Source organism: Enterococcus sp. DIV1537a (assembly GCF_051712085.1).
Taxonomy (GTDB): Bacteria; Bacillota; Bacilli; order Lactobacillales; family Enterococcaceae; genus Enterococcus; species Enterococcus faecalis.
The window spans coordinates 1,506,298-1,529,354 of sequence record NZ_JBIOOE010000001.1 but is presented as its reverse complement, the minus strand read 5'-3'; the positions used below and the strand labels follow the sequence as shown (position 1 = coordinate 1,529,354).

The 23,057-nt window shown below is 39.3% G+C and carries 23 protein-coding genes; 20 read left to right on the top strand and 3 right to left on the bottom strand.

The annotated features are described in order from the left end of the window. Positions 1-106 precede the first annotated feature (106 nt). Positions 107-868, top strand: coding sequence for a type I 3-dehydroquinate dehydratase (gene aroD, locus IGJ41_RS07620; RefSeq protein ID WP_071981456.1), 762 nt, complete (start codon positions 107-109; stop codon positions 866-868). Next, entirely contained in the window at positions 865-1,380 is a 516-nt protein-coding gene (gene ybaK / locus IGJ41_RS07615) for a Cys-tRNA(Pro) deacylase (protein WP_025186625.1), read from the top strand. The genes aroD and ybaK overlap by 4 nt, the downstream gene beginning before the upstream one ends. A 127-nt stretch (positions 1,381-1,507) precedes the next feature. On the opposite strand, the gene IGJ41_RS07610 is transcribed toward ybaK, so the two are convergent. Next, the gene (locus IGJ41_RS07610; protein WP_002357402.1) at positions 1,508-1,915 is read right to left on the bottom strand and encodes a ribonuclease HI family protein; all 408 of its coding nucleotides are present in this window, start codon (positions 1,913-1,915) and stop codon (positions 1,508-1,510) included. A gap of 100 nt (positions 1,916-2,015) precedes the next feature. Between IGJ41_RS07610 and IGJ41_RS07605 the strand changes: the two genes are divergently transcribed. Next, the gene (locus IGJ41_RS07605) at positions 2,016-2,477 is read left to right on the top strand and encodes an EbsA family protein (RefSeq protein WP_002364050.1); all 462 of its coding nucleotides are present in this window, start codon (positions 2,016-2,018) and stop codon (positions 2,475-2,477) included. 104 nt (positions 2,478-2,581) lie between these two features. On the opposite strand, the gene IGJ41_RS07600 is transcribed toward IGJ41_RS07605, so the two are convergent. Then, positions 2,582-2,788: a cold-shock protein gene (locus tag IGJ41_RS07600; RefSeq protein WP_002357404.1), complete on the bottom strand. Its 207-nt coding sequence runs from the start codon at positions 2,786-2,788 to the stop codon at positions 2,582-2,584. Between the two features lie 178 nt (positions 2,789-2,966). Between IGJ41_RS07600 and IGJ41_RS07595 the strand changes: the two genes are divergently transcribed. The 16 genes from IGJ41_RS07595 to IGJ41_RS07520 all read left to right on the top strand — a co-directional run bounded on the left by IGJ41_RS07595 (position 2,967) and on the right by IGJ41_RS07520 (position 20,506). Beyond that, positions 2,967-4,637 (top strand): formate--tetrahydrofolate ligase, encoded by a 1,671-nt coding sequence (locus tag IGJ41_RS07595; RefSeq protein ID WP_071981455.1) that lies wholly within the window; start codon positions 2,967-2,969, stop codon positions 4,635-4,637. A 104-nt stretch (positions 4,638-4,741) separates the two neighbouring features. Next, on the top strand, positions 4,742-5,446 hold the full coding sequence (locus tag IGJ41_RS07590) for a CBS domain-containing protein (protein ID WP_071981454.1): 705 nt from the start codon (positions 4,742-4,744) through the stop codon (positions 5,444-5,446). 5 nt (positions 5,447-5,451) lie between these two features. Next, positions 5,452-5,928 carry a signal peptidase II gene (gene lspA / locus IGJ41_RS07585; RefSeq protein WP_002366774.1) on the top strand — a complete coding sequence of 159 codons (477 nt, stop codon included), beginning with the start codon at positions 5,452-5,454 and terminating at the stop codon, positions 5,926-5,928. Continuing rightward, positions 5,915-6,820 (top strand): RluA family pseudouridine synthase, encoded by a 906-nt coding sequence (locus tag IGJ41_RS07580; protein WP_002371061.1) that lies wholly within the window; start codon positions 5,915-5,917, stop codon positions 6,818-6,820. The genes lspA and IGJ41_RS07580 overlap by 14 nt, the downstream gene beginning before the upstream one ends. A gap of 338 nt (positions 6,821-7,158) precedes the next feature. Further along, positions 7,159-7,698 (top strand): bifunctional pyr operon transcriptional regulator/uracil phosphoribosyltransferase PyrR, encoded by a 540-nt coding sequence (pyrR, locus tag IGJ41_RS07575; protein ID WP_301280621.1) that lies wholly within the window; start codon positions 7,159-7,161, stop codon positions 7,696-7,698. Between the two features lie 16 nt (positions 7,699-7,714). Continuing rightward, positions 7,715-8,995, top strand: a complete 1,281-nt coding sequence (locus IGJ41_RS07570) for a solute carrier family 23 protein (RefSeq protein WP_002357410.1) — start codon at positions 7,715-7,717, stop codon at positions 8,993-8,995. Positions 8,996-9,008: 13 nt separating this feature from the next. Then, positions 9,009-9,935, top strand: a complete 927-nt coding sequence (locus IGJ41_RS07565) for an aspartate carbamoyltransferase catalytic subunit (protein WP_002357411.1) — start codon at positions 9,009-9,011, stop codon at positions 9,933-9,935. Positions 9,936-9,943: 8 nt separating this feature from the next. Further along, on the top strand, positions 9,944-11,227 hold the full coding sequence (locus IGJ41_RS07560; RefSeq protein ID WP_202524591.1) for a dihydroorotase: 1,284 nt from the start codon (positions 9,944-9,946) through the stop codon (positions 11,225-11,227). 2 nt (positions 11,228-11,229) lie between these two features. After that, on the top strand, positions 11,230-12,309 hold the full coding sequence (locus tag IGJ41_RS07555) for a carbamoyl phosphate synthase small subunit (RefSeq protein ID WP_202524590.1): 1,080 nt from the start codon (positions 11,230-11,232) through the stop codon (positions 12,307-12,309). Beyond that, positions 12,309-15,491: a carbamoyl-phosphate synthase large subunit gene (gene carB, locus IGJ41_RS07550; protein ID WP_438714177.1), complete on the top strand. Its 3,183-nt coding sequence runs from the start codon at positions 12,309-12,311 to the stop codon at positions 15,489-15,491. The genes IGJ41_RS07555 and carB overlap by 1 nt, the downstream gene beginning before the upstream one ends. A gap of 107 nt (positions 15,492-15,598) precedes the next feature. After that, complete coding sequence (locus IGJ41_RS07545) at positions 15,599-16,390, top strand: dihydroorotate dehydrogenase electron transfer subunit (RefSeq protein WP_002365731.1); 792 nt, start codon at positions 15,599-15,601, stop codon at positions 16,388-16,390. Beyond that, complete coding sequence (locus tag IGJ41_RS07540) at positions 16,387-17,325, top strand: dihydroorotate dehydrogenase (protein ID WP_252671799.1); 939 nt, start codon at positions 16,387-16,389, stop codon at positions 17,323-17,325. Before IGJ41_RS07545 ends, IGJ41_RS07540 begins: the two co-directional genes overlap by 4 nt. Next, the gene (gene pyrF / locus IGJ41_RS07535) at positions 17,315-18,028 is read left to right on the top strand and encodes an orotidine-5'-phosphate decarboxylase (RefSeq protein WP_002366765.1); all 714 of its coding nucleotides are present in this window, start codon (positions 17,315-17,317) and stop codon (positions 18,026-18,028) included. Before IGJ41_RS07540 ends, pyrF begins: the two co-directional genes overlap by 11 nt. Before the next feature lies 1 nt (position 18,029). Further along, on the top strand, positions 18,030-18,662 hold the full coding sequence (gene pyrE / locus IGJ41_RS07530) for an orotate phosphoribosyltransferase (RefSeq protein ID WP_252671800.1): 633 nt from the start codon (positions 18,030-18,032) through the stop codon (positions 18,660-18,662). A gap of 182 nt (positions 18,663-18,844) precedes the next feature. After that, positions 18,845-19,558 carry a carbonic anhydrase gene (locus IGJ41_RS07525; protein WP_002382382.1) on the top strand — a complete coding sequence of 238 codons (714 nt, stop codon included), beginning with the start codon at positions 18,845-18,847 and terminating at the stop codon, positions 19,556-19,558. Between the two features lie 18 nt (positions 19,559-19,576). Continuing rightward, positions 19,577-20,506, top strand: coding sequence for a LysR family transcriptional regulator (locus tag IGJ41_RS07520; RefSeq protein ID WP_002361904.1), 930 nt, complete (start codon positions 19,577-19,579; stop codon positions 20,504-20,506). A 48-nt stretch (positions 20,507-20,554) separates the two neighbouring features. Here IGJ41_RS07520 and IGJ41_RS07515 read toward each other — a convergent pair whose 3' ends face one another. Then, positions 20,555-21,601 (bottom strand): GntR family transcriptional regulator, encoded by a 1,047-nt coding sequence (locus tag IGJ41_RS07515; protein ID WP_002381851.1) that lies wholly within the window; start codon positions 21,599-21,601, stop codon positions 20,555-20,557. Positions 21,602-21,757: 156 nt separating this feature from the next. Here IGJ41_RS07515 and IGJ41_RS07510 point away from each other — a divergent pair, with 156 nt between their 5' ends. Further along, positions 21,758-23,047, top strand: a complete 1,290-nt coding sequence (locus IGJ41_RS07510) for a glycoside hydrolase family 125 protein (RefSeq protein WP_002357422.1) — start codon at positions 21,758-21,760, stop codon at positions 23,045-23,047. Positions 23,048-23,057 lie beyond the last annotated feature (10 nt).

The window sequence follows — 23,057 nt, the reverse complement described above, 5'->3', positions numbered from 1 at the left end:
GGAAATTCCTAATTCTAGGTGTCTTTGTAGCTCTTTAAATTGCAAAAAAGAAGAGAAATGGTATGATATGAAGAGAGAAAAATAAACGAGGAAGTTAGGTGGAACTGTGAAGCCAGTTATAGTCAAACATGTGCGAATAGGTGAAGGCAATCCCAAAATTGTGGTGCCCATTGTTGCTCGAACAGCCGAGGATATTTTGGCCGAAGCAACGGCGAGCCAAACACTAGATTGTGATTTGGTGGAATGGCGTTTAGACTATTATGAAAATGTCGCTGATTTTTCCGATGTATGTAATCTTTCACAACAAGTAATGGAACGGTTGGGGCAAAAACCGTTATTGTTAACTTTTCGTACACAAAAAGAAGGCGGCGAAATGGCTTTTTCTGAGGAAAATTATTTTGCTTTGTATCATGAATTAGTGAAAAAGGGTGCGTTGGATTTATTAGATATTGAATTATTTGCGAATCCGCTGGCGGCAGATACGTTAATTCACGAAGCTAAAAAGGCGGGGATTAAAATTGTTCTCTGTAATCACGACTTTCAGAAAACACCGTCGCAAGAGGAGATTGTCGCGCGGTTACGCCAAATGCAAATGCGTCAGGCGGATATTTGTAAAATAGCTGTGATGCCACAAGATGCGACAGATGTACTTACGTTACTTTCAGCAACCAATGAAATGTACACCCATTATGCATCCGTCCCAATCGTTACTATGTCAATGGGACAGTTAGGGATGATTAGTCGCGTAACAGGTCAACTGTTCGGGTCGGCACTAACTTTTGGCTCAGCCCAGCAAGCGTCTGCACCAGGCCAACTATCCGTACAAGTATTAAGAAATTATTTAAAGACATTCGAACAAAACAAGTGATTCAGAAGGTGAAAAAAGTGGCAAAGAAAAAAACACAACAAAAAACGAATGCGATGCGCATGGTAGAACAACATAAAGTACCATATAAAGAATATGAATTCGCTTGGAGTGAAGATCATTTAAGTGCAGAAAGTGTCGCTGAAAGTTTAGGTATTGACAAAGGACGAATTTTTAAAACCTTGGTTACAGTAGGTAATAAAACAGGTCCAGTCGTGGCTGTCATTCCTGGTAATCAAGAATTAGATTTGAAAAAATTAGCGAAAGCTAGTGGCAACAAAAAGGTAGAAATGCTTCACTTAAAAGATTTAGAAGCAACCACAGGCTATATTCGTGGGGGCTGTTCCCCAATTGGGATGAAAAAACAATTTCCCACCTATTTGGCTGAAGAAGCTCAACAATATTCTGCAATTATTGTTTCTGCAGGCAAACGTGGCATGCAAATTGAATTAGCGCCTGAAGCAATCCTTTCGCTAACCAATGGACAATTTGCGGGAATAACGACAGAAGAATAAGTGGTTATAAGAAGAGGTTGAGACAGAACCGTTTATCTGTTTTTAAGCGTGGAGCAAAAAACACTAGGGATTTTTGCTCCACGCTTAACTATCAAATTAATAAAGGAAAAGCATTGACTAATCTGTGCTACTTTTTATTGGGATAAAATTTTTGTAATGCTTGCCGTGCGAGCATATCGGCCGCTTTGTTTTGACTTTCAGGTAGCCATTTGATTAAGAGCAAAGGGAAATTCTTTTCTAGTTGTTGATATTCTGCTAAATAAGGCTGGTACTTTTCATTTTTAGCATAGTTTTTTTCAATTGTTTGGACAACAATTTTACTATCTGAGTGGAGAAGAACGGTTTGTTGATTGTCTTCATTGGCAATCGCTTGTTTTAAAGCTTCAATCAGCACTTTAAATTCGGCTTCGTGATTACTAACAATGCCTAAAGGCACATGCAATTGTTGCCGCGATTGGTCGGTGAGGTAAACGATACCGCCGCCAGATTCACCTGGATTGCCTTTTGTTGCAGCATCTACATAAATTCTTAACATAAAATTACTCCTAATTTCTTTTTGTTCTTAAAAAAAGTATGTTACTATTATAACATATTTAAATTTAGCGGCGTTGATCCAGAAGTAGTGAGGGCACTTTATGAAAAAACAGAAATTCTATTGGCAGCCAGAATTAGCATCAACAATTATTTACTGGTCTTGCACATTTTGTATATTATTTATTAGTTTAATTTTAGCATTGGAAAATAATGGTCCTTACTTGATTAGTAATCTGGTGATGGTTCCATTTTTTGTGTTTGCTTATCTAGGAATTGCGCGGTCTTTTAACATGACAGAAACATCTTTAATTGTCAGAGATGTTTTATGGTTTCGCAAAAAAGCACTTCCGCTTTCTCAGATAGAAAAAGTAACCTACAATGAAAAAAGCATCGAAATTTTTTCCTCAGAATTTAAGGAAGGCTCAAAAGTCTTTTTAATGAAAAAGAAAACGATTCCGTTATTTCTTGAGGCACTTAAGATAAAAAAGCCTGAATTGAAGGTAGCAGAAGATCATTCTTTGGGCCTTCATAAAAAAGAAGAAAAAAACAAGAGTGAGTCATAAGTCGAAACGACTGGTGACCCACTCTCAAAATCTTAAAATAATCAGCTGAAACAAACGCTACGTTTACTTACTTTTTGGAGCAAAGCGTTGTTGGTTCAGCTTTTTTAGTTATCTATTTTTTTGACATGTGCTGCTTGTAGCCCACGATTGCCTTCCATTATCTCGAACTCTACAGATTGATTCTCATCAAGTGATTTGAATCCGTCACCTTCTATAGCAGTGAAGTGGACAAAAATCTCATCTTCTTCGTTGTAAACGATAAAACCATAGCCTTTTCTGTTATCGAACCATTTGACAATTCCTTTTTGCATCCAATTCACGCTCCTTTTAGATTTGTAAAGACACTTTCATTATACGAGAAAAGGCTACCAAACGTCAATGGTTGGGTTGTTTAAAAAAGGTTATTCTAGCCATTCTATTCAATACAAGCTATAATTTAAAAGAAACAATGTGTCACAAAGACGATAAAGAATTGAAAAGGGGTCCGTTATGAAGACAGATATTAACATTGCACAAGCAGCAACATTAAAACCTATTCAAGAGATTGCCGAAACAATCGGTCTTTCAGAAGATTCGCTAGAACTTTATGGGAAATACAAAGCGAAAATAGATTTTCCAACGCTTCAATCCTTAGAAGCGCAACCAGAAGGTAAATTAATCCTCGTTACGTCGATTAATCCAACGCCAGCAGGAGAAGGAAAGTCAACCGTGACCATTGGTTTAGGAGATGCATTAAATCAAATCAATAAAAAAACCGTTATTGCCCTAAGAGAACCATCATTAGGTCCTGTGATGGGGATTAAAGGTGGCGCAACAGGTGGCGGTTACGCACAAGTATTACCAATGGAAGAAATCAATTTGCATTTTACTGGTGATATGCATGCGATTACGACAGCCAATAATGCCTTAGCTGCGTTACTAGATAATCATTTACAGCAAGGAAATGAATTAAAGATTGATTCTCGACGGGTGATTTGGAAACGGGCAGTGGATCTAAATGATCGTGCGCTCAGACAGGTCGTTGTTGGTTTAGGCGGTCCTTTCCAAGGTGTACCAAGAGAAGACGGTTTCGATATTACTGTGGCAAGCGAAATTATGGCGATTCTTTGTTTAGCGCAAAATTTAACGGACTTAAAAGAACGCTTAAGTCGGATTATTGTCGCCTATAATGACCAAAGAGAGCCGGTGACGGTTAAAGATTTAAACGTGGCAGGTGCCCTGACTTTATTATTAAAAGACGCCTTAAAACCTAATTTAGTTCAAACGATTGAAGGAACTCCAGCTTTTGTTCACGGTGGTCCTTTTGCCAATATCGCTCATGGATGTAACAGTATTTTAGCGACAAAAACGGCTTTGCATCTAGGGGATTATGTTGTAACAGAAGCAGGTTTTGGTGGCGACTTAGGTGGCGAAAAATTTTTAGATATTAAAGTACCTTCTTTAGGAAAAGCACCCGATGCCGTTGTGATTGTGGCAACGATTCGCGCGTTGAAAATGCATGGCGGTTTGGCGAAAGATCAGTTAGCAGAAGAAAATTTACCAGCGTTACAAAAAGGCTTTGCCAACTTAGAAAAACATATTCAAAACATGCAACGTTATGATGTACCAGTAGTTGTTGCAATTAATGAGTTTACACAGGATACAGAGAAGGAAATTCAACTGTTGAAAGAAGCCTGCCAAGCGTTAGGCGTGCCCGTCGAGTTAACAAGTGTTTGGGCGCAAGGTGGCGCAGGTGGCACGAATCTAGCGAAAACAGTGGTAGCAGAGATTGAAGCCAATACAAAGCAGTTTCAACCTTTGTATAACCCTCGCCAAACAATTGAAGAAAAAATTCAAGCCATTGTACAAACGATTTACGGCGGGGAACAGGCGATTTTTTCTCCGAAAGCACAAAAGCAAATTGCAGACTTTACAAAAAATGGTTGGGATCAATTACCAATTTGCATGGCGAAGACACAGTATTCACTTTCTGACGATCCTCAAAAATTAGGACGGCCAGAAGGATTTACGATTACGATTCGTGAACTAGTTCCAAAAATCGGTGCGGGGTTTATCGTGGCGTTAACGGGTGACATTTTAACGATGCCTGGCTTGCCGAAAGTTCCTGCTGCGTTAAATATGGATGTGGACGAAACGGGTCAAGCGAGAGGTCTCTTTTAAAGCCGCTCTTTCCTGAGACCTATTTTTAGTATATACTTGAAAGTAGCTCAATAAAAAATAATGACGGAAATTTATTGCGTAGTTTATTATAAGGAGCAACGACTATGGGGGAACGAGCAGATACATTTTTAGCACACTTTAATCGCATTGAAAAGTGGATGAGAGAGAGACTGAACAATCCTGTCAATATGGGATTCAGTGAAATGACAAGACGTCTTTCCCGAAAAGAAAAAGGACAGATTGCTCAATTTGAAGAGGATTTGCTTCAAATGGCTCAGTTAAGAAATGCCATCGTTCATGAGCGAATTGCTGATGATTTTGTAATTGCAGAGCCAAACGAATGGGCAGTTCAACGAATTGAAACGATTGAACAAGCTTTAACAAAACCAGAAAAAGTAGTGCCTAAATTTGCGAAACGTGTTACAGCTTTTGAAATCATCACTTCTTTAGAAACGTTATTAACGATTATTGCAAAAAAACAATATTCTCAATTTCCGATTTATGAAAAAGGTGTATTTAAAGGATTAATCACGGTTCGAGGGATTGGTGTATGGTTTGCCATTGAGAGCACCAAAGGCGAAGTTCACATTGCCAACCGAACGGTGCGAGAATTGTTGGCATCAAATTATAAACGCAGCAACTATCAATTTGTTTCAATTGAAGCAACCGTTTTTGAAGTTGAACAAATGTTTCGGGAGCAGCCACGCTTAGAAGCTGTGCTTATTAGTAAAAGTGGCCATCCTAACGGTGAGTTAGTAGGCATTGTTCGACCAAGAGATTTAGCAAGTATTCATAGAGAAAAGGAATGACGCGATTGTTAGTAGTATATTTTTTAATCAGTGCCTTATTAGTAGGGCTTGACCAATGGAGCAAATATTTGACGGTCCAAAACATTTCTTTGGGTGAAACAAAAGAATTCATTCCTGGATTTTTGTCTCTGACCCATTTAAGAAATACCGGAGCTGCTTGGAGCTTATTAGAAGGAAAGATGATATTCTTTTATGTCATCACAGTAATTGTTAGTGTCGTGATTATTTATTTATTAATTAAGAATTATAAAAAAAGTGTCTGGTATTCTGTAGGTTTGTCTTTTGTCTTAGCAGGTGCCATTGGGAATTTTATTGATCGTGTACGTTTAGGCTACGTGGTGGACATGCTCCAAACGGATTTTATGAACTTTCCTATTTTTAATGTTGCAGATAGTACGTTAGTGGTCGGCGTTATTTGTATATTTATTTATTTGATTTTAGATGAAAAAGCAGCAAAGGAAGGCAAAAATGGAACAAATTAACGTAACGATTCAAACAGAAAAAGGCCGGATTGACAAAGTATTAAGTGAACATTTACCCAATCATTCCCGCTCGCAAATTCAACAATGGTTAAAAGAAAAACACGTAACAGTTAACGGTGAAACGGTCCGCGCAAATTACAAAGTTACAGCAGGCGATGAAATTGTTGTAACAATTCCTGAACCAGAAGTTCTAGATATGGTAGCAGAGGATATTCCTTTGACCATTGTTTATGAAGACAATGATGTGATTGTCGTCAACAAACCTCAAGGCATGGTTGTTCATCCTTCGGCAGGGCATCCCAATGGTACATTAGTGAACGCGTTACTTCATCATGCGGATCACTTATCGGCGATTAATGATGTGGTGCGACCCGGAATTGTTCATCGAATTGATAAAGATACTTCGGGGCTATTGATGGTGGCTAAAAATGATCAAGCCCATGAATCATTAGCGAAACAGCTAAAAGAAAAAACATCGTTACGCAAATACGTCGCCTTGGTCCACGGTGTTATTCCTCACGATAAGGGAGAGATAAATGCGCCTATTGGTCGTTCCAAGGTTGACCGAAAAATGCAAGCGGTCATTGAAGGCGGTAAAGAAGCAGTCACGCATTTTACTGTTTTAGAGCGTTTTGATGCATTTACCTTAGTTGAATTACAACTAGAAACAGGCCGGACACATCAAATCCGTGTTCACATGAAATATATCGGTTATCCATTAGCTGGAGATCCGTTATATGGACCGAAAAAAACATTGCCTGGCAATGGACAATTTTTACATGCGAAGTTATTAGGCTTTACACATCCTACTACAGGTGAACAATTAGTCTTTGAAGCACCTTTACCAGAAGTTTTTGAAAAAACTTTACACCAATTAAGAAATAATCATTGATTTTTTTCTGAAGAAGAGGTAAACTCTTTTTTAAGAAGAAAAATAACTAAATAACTGTAACCTTTAAGTTTAGTCCCGTGAGGCTAAGAAGGAATCATGCAAAAGAACACTAGGTGCGCTTAGTTAGTAAGTTGTGTGGGCTACATGGTACCCTTGTACCTTTTTAAACTGTAACCAACATCCTCCTATCCTCATACGGGTAGGAGGATTTTTTGTTGGAAAAAATAACAGGACAATTTCAATAAAAATCCACTTATTTTTCAGCTGCTCAATTGAAGGAAGAATCGCTGACCCCAAGACAGCGAGGACGTAGATAAAAAAGAAATGAGGAGGAAATTATTATGCCAAAGAAAGAAGTTGTTGACGCAGTCACAATGAAACGAGCGCTTACTCGAATCTCGTATGAAATTATTGAAAGAAACAAAGGAATTCAAGACATTGTTTTAGTAGGAATTAAAACGCGTGGGATATACATTGCACAGCGTCTAGCCGAACGCTTAAAACAATTAGAAGACATTGACGTGCCAGTTGGTGAATTAGATATTACTTTGTATCGTGATGATGTGAAAGATATGGAGGAACCTGAATTACATTCTTCTGACGTACCAGTCTCAATTGAAGGTAAAGAAGTTATTTTAGTGGATGATGTCTTGTACACGGGCCGGACCATTCGTGCTGCGATGGACGCTGTTATGGATTTAGGTCGTCCGAGAAAAATCTCTTTAGCAGTCTTAGTAGATCGTGGGCATCGGGAACTACCGATTCGTGCCGATTATGTAGGAAAAAATATTCCAACATCAAAAACTGAGGAAATTATTGTGGAAATGGAAGAGCGTGACGGCGCAGATCGTATTATGATTAGTAAAGGAAACGAATAAAAAGGAGTGAACAACGTTGTCAGAAAAAGAATTTCGAAATGAGGATGCAGTCTTAGATATTAAAGACAGACCGCAAGCTTTTCACTGGGTTGGCCTAAGTTTACAACATTTATTTACGATGTTTGGTGCAACGGTTTTAGTACCAATCTTAGTGGGAATTGACCCAGGGATTGCTTTAGTCAGTTCAGGATTAGGAACAATGGTCTATCTGATTACTACAAAAGGAAAAATCCCCGCTTATCTTGGCAGTAGCTTTGCTTTTATTGCAGCGATGCAGATGTTAATGAAGAGTGATGGTTATCCAGCCATTGCCCAAGGTGCTATGACAACCGGCTTGGTATACCTAATCGTTTCATTAATCATTAAAAAAATTGGTTCCGACTGGTTGGATAAAATTTTACCGCCTATCGTTGTAGGACCTGTCGTGATGGTTATCGGTTTAGGCTTGGCAGCTAATGCCGCAAATAACGCAATGTATAACAACAACGTTTATGATTTTAAATATATTGCCGTAGCCTTGATTACTTTAGGCTTAACCATTTTTTACAACATGTTTTTCAAAGGCTTCCTAGGATTAATTCCAATTCTTTTGGGAATTGTCAGTGGGTACCTAGTCGCTTTAGCTTTCGGAATTATTGATTTAACCCCTATTAAAGAAGCTGCGTGGTTTGCTTTACCGAATTTTGAAGTACCTTTTGTTCAATATGAACCGAAATTGTATTTAAATGCCATTACAACAATGGCACCAATTGCTTTTGTAACAATGACAGAACATATTGGTCATTTAATGGTCTTGAATAAGTTAACCAAGCGCAACTTTTTCCAAGACCCAGGCTTATCTAAAACTTTAATGGGAGATGGCTTAGCGCAAATTGTAGCAGGTTTTGTTGGTGGACCACCAGTTACAAGTTATGGTGAAAATATCGGCGTGCTGGCAATTACAAGAGTACACAGTGTCTTCGTGATTGGTGGAGCCGCGGTGTTCGCTGTAGCTTTAGGCTTTGTTGGAAAATTAAGTGCCTTGATTCTAAGTATCCCAGGACCAGTTATTTCAGGAATTAGTTTCGTCTTGTTCGGTGTGATTGCCGCAAGTGGTTTGAAAATCTTAATCGATAATAAGATTAATTTTGATAAGAAAAAGAATTTATTGATTGCTTCAGTAATTTTAGTCATCGGCATTGGTGGCTTAGTCTTCAAAGTAGGAACCTTTGAATTGTCTTCAATGGCATTAGCAACCGTCTTAGGAATTGTTTTGAATTTAATTTTACCGGAAAACGCACGTAGCGAAGAACAGTAGGAGGACTGGACGAATGATTATTACATCTGAACGAATTAGTTTAAAACATCTTTTAACTGCTGAGGCTTTAACCGACCGTGAAGTCATGGGGTTAATCCGTCGCGCAGGAGAATTTAAACAGGGGGCAAAATGGCACCCAGAAGAACGTCAATATTTTGCAACAAACTTGTTTTTTGAAAATAGTACTCGAACACATAAAAGTTTTGAGGTAGCTGAGAAAAAATTAGGCTTAGAAGTGATTGAGTTTGAAGCAAGTAGAAGTTCTGTTCAAAAAGGAGAAACGTTATACGATACAGTACTAACGATGTCGGCAATTGGTGTAGATGTAGCAGTCATTCGTCATGGTAAAGAAAATTATTACGATGAATTGATTCAAAGTAAAACGATTCAATGTTCTATTATTAACGGTGGGGACGGGAGTGGACAACACCCTACACAATGTTTATTGGATCTGATGACTATTTATGAAGAATTTGGTGGATTTGAAGGCTTGAAAGTGGCGATTGTGGGAGATATTACACATTCTCGCGTTGCTAAATCAAATATGCAGTTATTAAACCGTTTAGGCGCTGAAATTTATTTTTCAGGTCCAGAAGAGTGGTACGATCATCAGTTTGATGTCTATGGACAATATGTGCCATTAGATGAAATTGTTGAAAAAGTCGATGTGATGATGTTGCTGCGCGTGCAACACGAACGTCATGATGGTAAGGAAAGTTTTTCAAAAGAAGGCTATCATTTGGAATATGGTTTAACCAACGAACGGGCAACTCGTTTACAGAAACACGCAATTATTATGCATCCAGCGCCAGTCAATCGGGATGTTGAACTGGCAGATGAATTAGTGGAAAGTCTGCAATCAAGAATCGTCGCGCAAATGAGTAATGGAGTCTTTATGCGCATGGCAATTTTAGAAGCAATTTTACATGGAAAGGCCTAGGTGGAGAAATGAAGACGTTAATTAAGAATGGGAAAATCATCAAAAAAGAGAATCAATTGATTGAGGCAGCACTTTGGCTAGAAAATGGTGTGATTCACGCAATCGGGGAATCGTTTGACGAAGCAGATTTTGAGCAAGTGTTTGATGCGAACGGGCAACTAATCACGCCAGGCTTGGTCGATGTGCATGTTCACTTTAGAGAACCAGGCTTTACGTATAAAGAAACGATTAAAACGGGCAGTAAAGCTGCTGCTCGCGGTGGTTTTACTACGGTTTGCGCAATGCCCAATTTGAATCCAGTACCAGATACGGCTGAAAAATTAAGTGAGGTTTACGACTTAATTCAAAAAGATGCAGTCGTGAAAGTTTTACAATATGCCCCCATTACAGAAGAGCTACGGAGTGAAGTTTTAACCAATCAGAAGGCCTTAAAAGAAGCGGGCGCCTTTGCATTTACGAATGATGGTGTTGGTGTCCAAACGGCAGGAACGATGTACTTAGCCATGAAAGAAGCGGCTGCATTAAATATGGCGCTTGTTGCGCACACGGAAGATGAATCTTTATTATTTGGTGGTGTGATGCATGAAGGCGAAGTTTCTAAGAAATTAGGCCTACCAGGGATTTTAAGTGCAACGGAAGCTTCACAAATTGCTCGGGATATTACTTTAGCAAAAGAAACAGGCGTTCATTATCATGTTTGTCATGTTTCAACAGAAGAAAGCGTGCGCGTTATTCGGGATGCTAAAAAAGCAGGGATTCACGTAACAGCCGAAGTTTCGCCACACCATTTAATTTTAGTCGATGAGGATATTCCTGGTGACGAAGGGTTTTGGAAAATGAACCCGCCATTACGTGGTTTAGCAGATCGACAAGCATTGATTGACGGCTTGTTAGATGGCACGATTGATTGTATTGCTACCGACCATGCGCCCCATGGTTTAGAAGAAAAACAACAATCATTTTTAAATGCACCTTTTGGTATTGTCGGTAGTGAAACGGCTTTCCAATTGATTTATACGAACTTTGTCGAAACAGGCATTTTCACGTTAGAACAAGTGATTGATTGGATGGCAGTGAAACCGGCAGAAATTTTTGGATTAAACGCAGGAACACTAACAATTGGTGTACCAGCAGATATTGCAGTTTTTGACTTAGCAACAGCTGCACCAATTGATGCAGAAGCATTTGAATCAATGGCTGTCAATACACCATTTACAGGGTGGACAGTCAAAGGAAAGACACTTATGACATTTGTTGACGGAGCATTAGCTTGGTCGGAGGAGGCGCAGTAGGTTTGAAAAGGTTATTGATTTTAGAAGACGGAACAGTATTTGAAGGAAAAGCGTTTGGTGCAGAAGGCAATGTAGTAGGAGAAGTTGTTTTTACTACTGGCATGACAGGTTACCAAGAAGCAATTACTGACCAAAGTTTTAATGGACAAATGATTACTTTTACGTATCCATTAGTTGGAAATTACGGGGTCAACCGAGATGATTATGAATCCATTGCACCAACCTGTAAAGGTGTCATTGTTAAAGAGCATGCGCGGGTTGCTTCAAATTGGCGTCAACAAATGACCTTGGATGAATTTTTAAAGCGCAAAGGGATTCCGGGAATTTCAGGAATTGATACGCGTGCGCTGACTCGTAAGTTACGATCAGCTGGAACAATGAAGGGGAGCATCATTGATGCCGTGGATGATTTGCCGCATGCATTTGATCAACTAAAAGCGACGGTCATGCCGAAAAATCAAGTGGCACAAGTCTCCACCACTAAACCTTATCCGAGTCCAGGTATTGGGCGTAATGTAGTCGTCGTTGATTTCGGGTTGAAACATAGTATTTTGCGAGAATTATCAAAACGGCAATGCAACTTAACCGTGTTGCCTTATAATACAACGGCCGAAGAGATTTTAGAATTAAGTCCCGATGGTGTCATGTTGACAAATGGGCCTGGAGATCCCAAAGATGTGCCTGAAGCTATTGAAATGATTCAAGCAATCCAAGGAAGAGTTCCAATTTTCGGTATCTGCTTAGGTCATCAGTTATTTTCATTAGCGAATGGTGCGGATACGTATAAGATGAAGTTTGGACATCGCGGGTTGAATCATCCTGTACGAGAAATTGCAACAGGACGCATTGATTTCACTTCACAAAATCACGGATATGCCGTGGATGAAGCAACAATTGATCCAGAAAAATTACTTGTGACCCACGTGGAAGTCAATGATGGAACGGTTGAAGGCGTGCGTCATCGAGATTATCCAGCTTTTACTGTGCAATATCACCCAGATGCGGCTCCAGGACCGCACGATGGTCTTCATTTATTTGACGAATTTATGGAATTAATGGATGCATGGAAGGAGCAAAACTAATGCCAAAACGAACGGACATCAAGAAAATCATGGTGATTGGTTCAGGACCAATCATTATTGGACAAGCAGCAGAATTTGACTATGCAGGCACACAAGCCTGTTTAGCGCTAAAAGAAGAAGGGTATGAAGTTGTCTTAGTAAACTCAAATCCAGCAACCATCATGACCGATAAAGAAATCGCGGATCATGTTTATATTGAACCGATTACTTTAGAATTTGTCTCAAGAATTTTGCGGAAAGAACGTCCCGATGCTCTTCTACCAACATTAGGTGGTCAAACTGGATTAAATATGGCGATGGAATTATCGGAATCAGGAATTTTAGATGAGCTAAATGTAGAATTGCTAGGAACAAAGCTCAGTGCGATTGACCAAGCGGAAGACCGTGATTTATTTAAACAATTGATGGAAGAATTAGAACAACCGATTCCAGAAAGTGAAATTGTCAATACGGTGGAACAAGCCGTGGCTTTTGCCAAACGAATTGGTTATCCAATTATCGTTCGTCCCGCATTTACCTTAGGTGGAACAGGCGGCGGCATGTGCGATACGGAAGAAGAACTCCGCCAAATTGCTGAAAATGGTCTGAAATTATCACCAGTTACACAATGTTTAATTGAAAAAAGTATTGCTGGTTTTAAAGAAATTGAATATGAAGTGATGCGTGATTCGGCTGATAATGCGATTGTGGTTTGTAACATGGAAAACTTTGATCCTGTCGGCATTCACACTGGGGATTCGATTGTTTTTGCTCCGAGTCAAACTTTATCAGATTATGAATACCAAATGTTACGAGATGCGTCCTTGAAAATTATTCGTGCATTAAAAATTGAAGGTGGCTGTAATGTTCAATTAGCTTTGGACCCGCATAGCTTTAATTATTATGTGATTGAAGTTAATCCTCGTGTTTCTCGCTCATCTGCACTTGCTAGTAAAGCCACAGGGTATCCCATTGCGAAGTTAGCTGCAAAAATTGCTGTTGGTTTAACATTAGATGAAATGAAAAATCCAGTTACTGGAACCACTTATGCCGAATTTGAACCGGCTTTGGACTATGTTGTTTCCAAAATTCCTCGTTGGCCTTTTGACAAATTTGAAAAAGGTGCTCGAGAACTAGGAACGCAAATGAAAGCTACCGGGGAAGTCATGGCAATTGGCCGCAACATTGAAGAATCCTTATTAAAAGCAGTTCGTTCTTTAGAAATTGGTGCTTATCACAACGAGTTAGAAGAACTAAGTCATGTCAGTGATTTAGAATTAACGAAGAAAATGGTCCATGCGCAAGATGATCGATTGTTCTACTTATCAGAAGCCATTCGCAGAGGATATAGCATCGAAGAATTACAAAGTTTAACGAAAATTGATTTATTCTTCTTGGATAAACTTTTACACATTATCGAAATTGAAACGAGCCTTGAAAGTCACGTGGACAACGTAGCTGTCTTGAAAGAAGCCAAACAAAATGGTTTTTCTGATCGGAAAATCGCAGCACTTTGGGGACAAACAGAACAAGCCATCGCTGACTTCCGCAGAGCCAATCAAATTGTGCCCGTCTATAAAATGGTGGATACGTGTGCTGCAGAGTTTGAATCACACACGCCTTATTTTTATAGCACGTATGAAGTGGAAAACGAAAGCAATGTTTCGAAAAAGCCTTCTGTACTAGTATTAGGTTCTGGCCCCATTCGCATTGGTCAAGGGGTCGAGTTTGATTATGCAACGGTTCATTCTGTCAAAGCGATCCAAGCGGCTGGTTATGAAGCAATTATTATGAATAGTAATCCTGAAACAGTTTCAACAGATTTCTCTGTTTCTGATAAATTATACTTTGAGCCATTAACTTTAGAAGACGTCATGAATGTGATTGATTTAGAAAATCCGATTGGCGTGATCGTCCAATTTGGTGGACAAACAGCGATTAATTTAGCTGAGCCGCTCACAAAACAAGGCGTTAAAATTCTTGGAACAACGATTGAAGATTTAGATCGTGCGGAAAATCGTGATTTATTTGAACAAGCTTTGCAAGAGTTAGCGATTCCTCAACCACCAGGAGATACGGCCACAAGTGCAGAAGAAGCAGTCGTGATTGCTGATCGTATCGGCTATCCCGTTTTAGTGCGTCCAAGTTATGTTTTAGGTGGTCGTGCAATGGAAATTGTCGAAAATCAAAAGGATTTGGAAGATTATATGCGACATGCAGTCAAAGCTTCTCCAGAACATCCTGTCTTAGTTGATAGCTATTTATTGGGACAAGAAAGTGAAGTTGATGCCATTTGTGATGGTGAAACAGTACTAATTCCAGGGATTATGGAACATATTGAACGAGCTGGCGTTCATTCTGGTGATTCAATGGCGGTTTATCCACCGCAGTATCTTTCTCAAGAAATTCAAGCAACGATTGCCGATTATACAAAAAAACTGGCACTTGGTTTAAACTGTGTAGGCATGATGAATATTCAATTTGTTATTCATGAAAATCGTGTTTATGTGATTGAAGTGAATCCTCGTGCGAGTCGAACAGTTCCTTTCTTAAGTAAAATCACAGGGATTCCGATGGCCCAAGTTGCTACAAAAGCGATTCTTGGTGAGAAACTGACTGACCTAGGATATCATGATGGATTATATCCTGAAAGTAAACAAGTTCATGTGAAAGCCCCTGTATTCTCCTTTACGAAACTACAAAAAGTAGATACGTACTTAGGGCCTGAAATGAAATCAACTGGGGAAGTTATGGGTAGTGATTATTATTTAGAAAAAGCCTTGTATAAAGCCTTTGAAGCATCTGGCTTGCATTTACCAAGTTATGGGGCTGTACTTTTCACCATTGCTGATGAAACAAAAGAAGAGGCGTTAGAAATTGCTAAGCGTTTTTCAGCAATTGGCTATAGTTTAGTCGCAACGGAAGGAACCGCTGACTTTTTAGCGAAGCATCAGTTGCCTGTTAAGAAAGTGACGAAAATTTCTAATCCTGAAGGGGAAACCGTGCTGGATGTCATTCGTAATGGGAATGCACAAGTGGTAATCAATACTATGGATAAAAATCGTTCCAGTGCCAACCAAGATGGGTTTTCAATCCGTCGGGAAGCAGTCGAACATGGGATTCCATTGTTTACCTCACTTGACACAGCGAATGCGATTTTAAAAGTTTTAGAATCAAGAGCCTTTACGACAGAAGCCATTTAAGCAAAAATCTGGAACAATCGTCTGAGGAGGACTGTTCCAGATTCTTTTACGAAGAAATAGAAAATCATTTATAGGGGAATCAGAGAATAAAGGAGTGAAGGATACTGATGCAGAGAAAGCAAGAAATGATGACCATTGTAGCTCAAAAACAGTTAGCGCCACGGATTTATCAGTTAGACTTACAAGGCGAGTTAGTGAAAGAGATGACACGACCTGGACAGTTTGTGCATATCAAGGTTCCGCGTGCAGATTTACTTTTGCGGCGACCGATTAGCATCAACCAAATTGATCATTCGAATGAAACCTGTCGTTTGATTTATCGAGTCGAAGGCGCTGGAACGGAAGTGTTTGCCACCATGAAGGCTGGTGAACAATTAGATATTTTAGGTCCTTTAGGAAACGGCTTTGATATAACTACCGTAGCAGCTGGTCAGACTGCTTTTATCGTTGGTGGAGGAATCGGGATTCCCCCATTGTATGAATTATCAAAACAACTCAATGAAAAAGGCGTGAAAGTGATTCATTTTCTTGGTTATGCATCAAAAGAGGTTGCTTATTACCAACAAGAATTTATGGCATTAGGAGAAACACATTTTGCCACAGATGACGGCTCGTTTGGCGCTCATGGCAACGTGGGCCGTTTATTGTCAGAAGCGTTAGCAAAAGGACGGATCCCTGATGCAGTGTATGCTTGTGGTGCGAATGGTATGTTAAAAGCAATTGATTCTTTATTTCCAACACATCCACACGTTTACCTTTCTTTAGAAGAACGGATGGCCTGTGGAATTGGGGCTTGCTATGCCTGCGTTTGCCATAAAAAAGGAGACACTACTGGAGCAAAAAGTGTCAAGGTCTGTGATGAAGGTCCGATTTTTAAAGCAAGTGAGGTTATCTTATGATGAAAAATCCTTTAGCCGTTTCAATTCCAGGTTTAACATTAAAAAATCCAATTATTCCCGCCAGTGGTTGCTTTGGGTTCGGGGAAGAATATGCTAACTATTATGACCTTGATCAATTAGGTTCAATTATGATTAAGGCAACAACGCCCCAAGCACGATATGGAAATCCCACACCACGTGTAGCTGAAACACCTAGTGGTATGCTAAATGCCATTGGATTGCAGAATCCAGGCTTAGACGTGGTTATGCAAGAAAAATTACCAAAATTAGAAAAATACCCTAACTTACCGATTATCGCAAATGTTGCAGGTGCTTGCGAAGAGGACTATGTGGCTGTTTGCGCAAAAATTGGGCAAGCGCCTAATATCAAAGCAATTGAACTGAATATTTCCTGTCCCAACGTGAAACATGGCGGCATAGCTTTTGGTACAGATCCAGAAGTTGCTTTTCAATTAACACAAGCAGTCAAAAAAGTCGCCTCTGTTCCGATTTATGTTAAACTATCACCAAACGTAACGGACATTGTGCCGATCGCCCAAGCAATTGAAGCAGGGGGCGCAGACGGCTTTTCTATGATTAATACATTGCTCGGGATGCGCATTGACTTAAAAACGAGAAAACCTATTTTAGCCAATCAAACTGGTGGACTATCTGGCCCAGCCATTAAACCTATTGCCATTCGCTTAATCAGACAAGTCGCCAGTGTTTCTCAGTTGCCAATTATTGGAATGGGCGGTGTTCAAACAGTGGATGATGTCTTGGAAATGTTCATGGCAGGTGCTAGCGCTGTCGGTGTTGGTACGGCCAACTTTACAGATCCATATATTTGTCCGAAGTTGATTGACGGATTACCTAAGCGAATGGAAGAGTTAGGCATTGAATCGTTGGAACAATTAATTAAAGAAGTGAGAGAGGGGCAGCAAAATGCACGATAGACCAATTATTGCGTTAGATTTTCCCACGCAAAAAGAAGTGGCTGTTTTTTTAGAAAAATTTCCTAAGGAAGAAGCCTTGTTTGTTAAAGTGGGGATGGAACTTTTTTACGCAGAAGGACCAGCGATTGTTCACTGGCTTAAAGAACAAGGACATGATGTTTTCTTGGATTTAAAATTACATGATATTCCGAATACTGTGGAAAAAGCGATGACAAATTTAGCAAAATTAGGCGTTGCCATTACCAATGTCCATGCAGCAGGGGGCGTTCGAATGATGCAAGCAGCTAAGGAAGGTCTAATCAAAGGGACTCAGCCAGGCGCTAAGATTCCTGAGTTAATTGCTGTAACCCAGTTGACTTCTACTAGTGAAGAAGAGATGCACCACGATCAATTAATCAACGTTTCTTTAGAGACAAGTGTCATTCATTATGCTAAATGTGCGGAAAAAGCGGGTCTGGATGGCGTGGTTTGTTCAGCATTAGAAGCACGTGGTATTCAAGAAGCAACCAAGCAGACGTTTATTTGCTTAACACCTGGTATTCGTCCAGCAGGAAGTGCAGTAGGTGACCAACAACGGGTCGTAACGCCGCAACATGCTCGCGAAATCGGGTCCACATATATCGTTGTTGGCCGACCTATTACCCAAGCAGAAAATCCTTATGAAGCCTATCAAGAAATCAAAAAAGACTGGAGCGGAAAGTAACATGACAAAAGTAGCAAAAAAGATTGCCAAAGATTTATTAGATATTGAAGCGGTATTTTTAAACCCTAATGAGCCGTTTACCTGGGCTAGTGGCATAAAAAGCCCGATTTATTGTGATAACCGTATCACGATGAGTTATCCTGCTGTGCGTAAAGAAATTGCAGAAGGCTTAGCGGCAAAAATTAAAGAAACTTTCCCAGAAGTCGAAGTGATTGCTGGGACAGCTACCGCAGGGATTCCACATGCGGCATGGGTAGCCGATATTTTAGGATTACCAATGGTTTATATCCGCAGTAAAGCCAAAGACCACGGCAAAGGGAATCAAATTGAAGGCCGAATTTCTGAAGGACAAAAAATGGTAGTTATCGAGGATTTAATTTCAACCGGCGGTAGCGTGTTAGAAGCGGCAGAAGCGGCGGAACGTGAAGTAGCAACGGTTTTAGGCGTTGCGGCAATCTTCACTTATGAGTTACCCAAAGGAACGGCAAATTTTGCAGATAAACAGATGACGTTACTAACGTTAACCAATTATTCAACTTTAATTGATGCTGCATTAGAAGCAAATTATATCGAAGAAAAAGATGTTACCTTATTACAAGAATGGAAAAAAGATCCTGAAAACTGGGGCAAATAACCGTTGAACTAAAGACGGTTCTTGTCGTCTGATTTTTAGTGTCATTTTCAGTAACCAGATTTAACGGTAGGAGAACTTAGGTCATTTGCCGAGGAGCGTAATGATCTAAGTTCTTTTGTTTGACGTAGAAAAGATGTTAGGATAGAGTTTTAACATGAGTTTTACCTGATTACTATGTGGAAATGAAGGAAGAGTGTATGAAAAAAATAAAAAATATGGACGTTGAATGGAGCTATACAGGCAACGATGGACCAGAACATTGGCATACGCTATGTGACTGGTTTGCAGAAGGTGCTAAGTTTGCTTATCAATCGCCAATTGCTTTAGAAAAAGAAAGTGCTGAGACAGTAAATTCTCAGATTACGTTTCATTATAAAAAAGAAGAATTCACTGAAAAGGAATTCAAAAATACGTTTCATTTTGTACCACCAAATACGGAAAGTTACGTAATGTTTGAAAATGTTGCGTATCATTTAACCGATATCCATTTTCATATGCCTAGCGAACATTTGCTGTCGGGAAAGCAGTATCCGCTAGAATTCCATTTGGTTCATATGAATGATGCTGGCGAAAATTTAGTTGTCGGTTGCCTGTTTACCATCACAGAGGAAGAAAATCGTTTTTCAGAAGCGAATCATCCGATGGACTGGGAAAACGGCACGCACCAACAATGGTTTAATCCGTCAATCTTTTTACCAGAGGAGCGTCTACACTACCATTATGTAGGCTCGTTAACAACACCGCCAACTAAGGGTCCAGTGAAATGGTTTGTATTTGATACCATTCAAAAAATGGATCAAGCCTTTTTAAATAAGATCAAGGAAGGTATGTTGGCCTTTAACAATCGGCCCCTTCAGCCGTTGAATGGGCGTAAGATTTATTTTTCAAATGATTAGTGTGTGGAGGAAAAAGTGTTGAATATTCAACAAATGAAGTATGTTGCTGCCATAGCTAACAATGGGAGTTTTCGGGAAGCAGCCAAAAAACTATTTATTACACAACCTAGCTTGTCAAATAGTATTCGAGAATTAGAAGAAGAACTAGGGATTTCCCTCTTTTTACGTACCAATAAGGGCGCTTTTTTAACAGAAGAAGGAATGGTTTTTTTAGAACAAGCAGAGAAAGTCTTAGTTCAAATGGAGTTATTGGAAAATCGCTATCGCGAGACAGTGACCAGCGAACGATTCTCCATCTCTTCGCAACATTACGATTTTTTAGGTGAGGTAATTGCCAAAGTTCTTAAAAAGTATGGGGATCAATATAAAGATTTTCGTGTCTTTGAAACCACAACCTTAAAAGTAATTGAAGACGTCAAAGGATTTCACAGTGAATTGGGGATTATTTATTTAAATGAACAAAATAGTGTCAGTATTGAACGGTATTTAGAACAAGCTAATCTAGCCTACGAGGTAATTAGTACCTTTAATACACACATTTTTTTAGGAAATCATCATCCTTTAGCCAAGCAAAAAGAAATTCATTTAGAGGAATTAGTTCCCTATCCACAAGTTCGCTTTAATCAAGAAGGAAGCAATTTTTCCTATTTTTCTGAAGATTTAGTTGAAATTCCTGAACAGGAATCGGTCATTCATACTACAGATCGTGGAACCTTGATGAATTTGTTGGTAGAAACCAATGCTTATGCTTCTGGTTCAGGAGTCGTAACGGGTTTTACGAAGAAAGAAATTCGGTTAGTGCCATTGGCGCCAGCTTTGGAAAATCGTATTTGTTTACTCTTTCCCAAAAATCGGGAAATCAGTCCAATTGGTCGCTACTTTATCAAAGAATTAAAAGCGTTGTTTAAAAAAGAGGTAGATACCAAAACATTTAGCACTAAGGAATAAAAAGAAGGGACTATCAGTGATTTGACTGATAGTCCCTTCTTTTTTGGCTCATTTTGAAACAGTAGAAATGGTTTCTCTTTCAATTAATGTGACAGGCACTTGAATGTCTTCTATGATTTGAAGGTCTTGTTGCATCGTTTGTAATAACACTTCGCCAGCTAGTTTTCCCATTTCTTTAAAGTCTTGTGCCATGGTTGTTAATGGCGGTTCGACAAATGCTGCTGCTTGAATATCGTCAAAACCAATAATCGATAATTCTTTTGGCACATGAATACCTAGGTTTTTACAGTTTCGTAAACAATGTAACGCGCTGAAGTCATTATCGCAGACCACGGCTGTGAGTTGGTGCGCCTCAAAATAATGTTTAAAGTTGTGTTCATCTAAGAGATTGGTTTCCGTGATTGCTGTATGGAACGCCAGATTGGCTTCTTTTAAAGCTTGGAGATAACCTAAATAACGTTGCCGAACGGATTGTAGGGCCGGACTTCCTGAAAGGATATATCCAATTTTCGTATGTCCTAAGCCAATTAAGCGTTCGGTTGCTGTTTTACCACCAGCAAAGTTGTCTGATTGAATGGTTGCAAAAGGTAAATCATGGATCTTTTTATCCAAGACAACGACTGGAAAATTCATCAAAGCCAACTCAAACAATAAGTCGAGGTAGTCATTACTAGTAGCAGCATAATAGACAAGCCCGGCAAACTCATTCACAATGTCCGCAGCATTTTTCTCTCTCAAAAAATTAGGCGAGGTCATAAAGACTTCTAAACCAGCTGCTTGAATAGTAGGGGCCAAACCGCTATAGAAATTTCCTACTGATAAATCGTCTGCAAAAGGCAATAAAAAAAGAACTTTATTTAAAGAGGTATGAAGAGGATGCTTTGGTGCTTGAACAAAACTTCCTTTTCCTTGGTGACGTTGGATTACGCCTTGCGTTTCCAACTCAGTTAGCGCTCGTTTGGACGTAATTCTACTGACGTTAAACTGAGCCGATAATTCTTTTTCGGTAGGCACTTGCGCTCCAACAGGCAATCGCCCTGAATCAATTTCATTTTGTAAATAATCAATAATTTGTTGATATAATGGTTGCTTCATTCATTTCACCTCACAATAAGATATATCTTATTTATAGTTTACCATAAATTAATTGGTTTTAAAATGAAAAAAATGATCGAAATCACTAGACAAAGTGAAATGTAAACGCTATAATTCAATTGTGAAATGATATATCAAATTCAAGAGGTGACGAGAATGGTTTATACAGAAGTTCCAAAATCCGTAGCAACATTTATGGAGACAATTACAGAAAAATGCGGTGAAGCACATCAAGATTGGGCAAAAAACTTTCAGGCGGCCTTTGCCAATACTTTACTAACAACAGTGAAACGTCAAGAAGATGGTACTACCTTTTTATTAACAGGCGATATTCCAGCAATGTGGTTAAGAGACTCAACAGCGCAAGTTCGTCCCTATTTAGTGATTGCGAAAGAAGACGAAGACCTTGCTCAAATGATTGCTGGGTTGGTTAAGCGCCAGTTTCGTTATATTTGCATTGATCCTTATGCCAATGCGTTTAATGAAACAGATAATCATGCAGGCCATCAAACTGATAAGACAGAAATGAATGGCTGGATTTGGGAACGGAAATATGAAATTGATTCATTATGTTACCCGGTCCAATTAGCCTATTTACTTTATAAAAATACTGGGATGACCGAACAATTTAATTCAGACTTTGTGGAAGGCGTCAAAAAAATTCTCAACGTTTTTACAACAGAACAAGATCACGCACAGTCACCTTATTTATTCGAACGAGATACGTGGCGTCAAGAAGATACGTTGGTTGAAGCAGGGAAAGGAACACCAGTTGGGAAAACAGGGATGACATGGTCAGGCTTCCGTCCTAGTGATGATGCCTGCCAATATGGTTACTTAGTTCCTTCTAACATGTTTGCTGTTGTAATTTTAGGCTATATTCAAGAAATTTTCTCTGATGTTTTAGAAGATGCTACGATTGTGGCGATTGCTAAAAAATTACAAGAAGAGATTGAAGAAGGCATCCAAACATTTGGACGAACAAAAAATCAAAATAACGAAACGATTTACGCGTATGAAGTGGATGGCTTAGGCAATGCAAGCGTGATGGATGACAGTAATGTTCCCAATTTAGTAGCAGCCCCTTATCTGGGTTATTGTTCAACAGAGGATGAACAATATTTAACAACGCGTCAAACCTTATTAAGTAAAGAAAATCCTTACTTCTATGAAGGCAAATACGCGAAAGGGATTGGTAGCTCGCATACACCAGAAAATTACGTGTGGCCGATTGCTTTAGCAATGGAAGGAATGACAACCAAAGATAAAGCAGAAAAAGAACGAATTTTAGATTTATTAGTTGCCACAGATGCGGGGACTCATTTGATGCATGAAGGTTTTGACGTAGATAATCCTGAAAATTATACAAGAGAATGGTTTTCATGGGCTAATATGATGTTTTGTGAATTAGTTATGGATTATTTTGACATCCGAGTGGAAAAATAGGAGGAAAAGT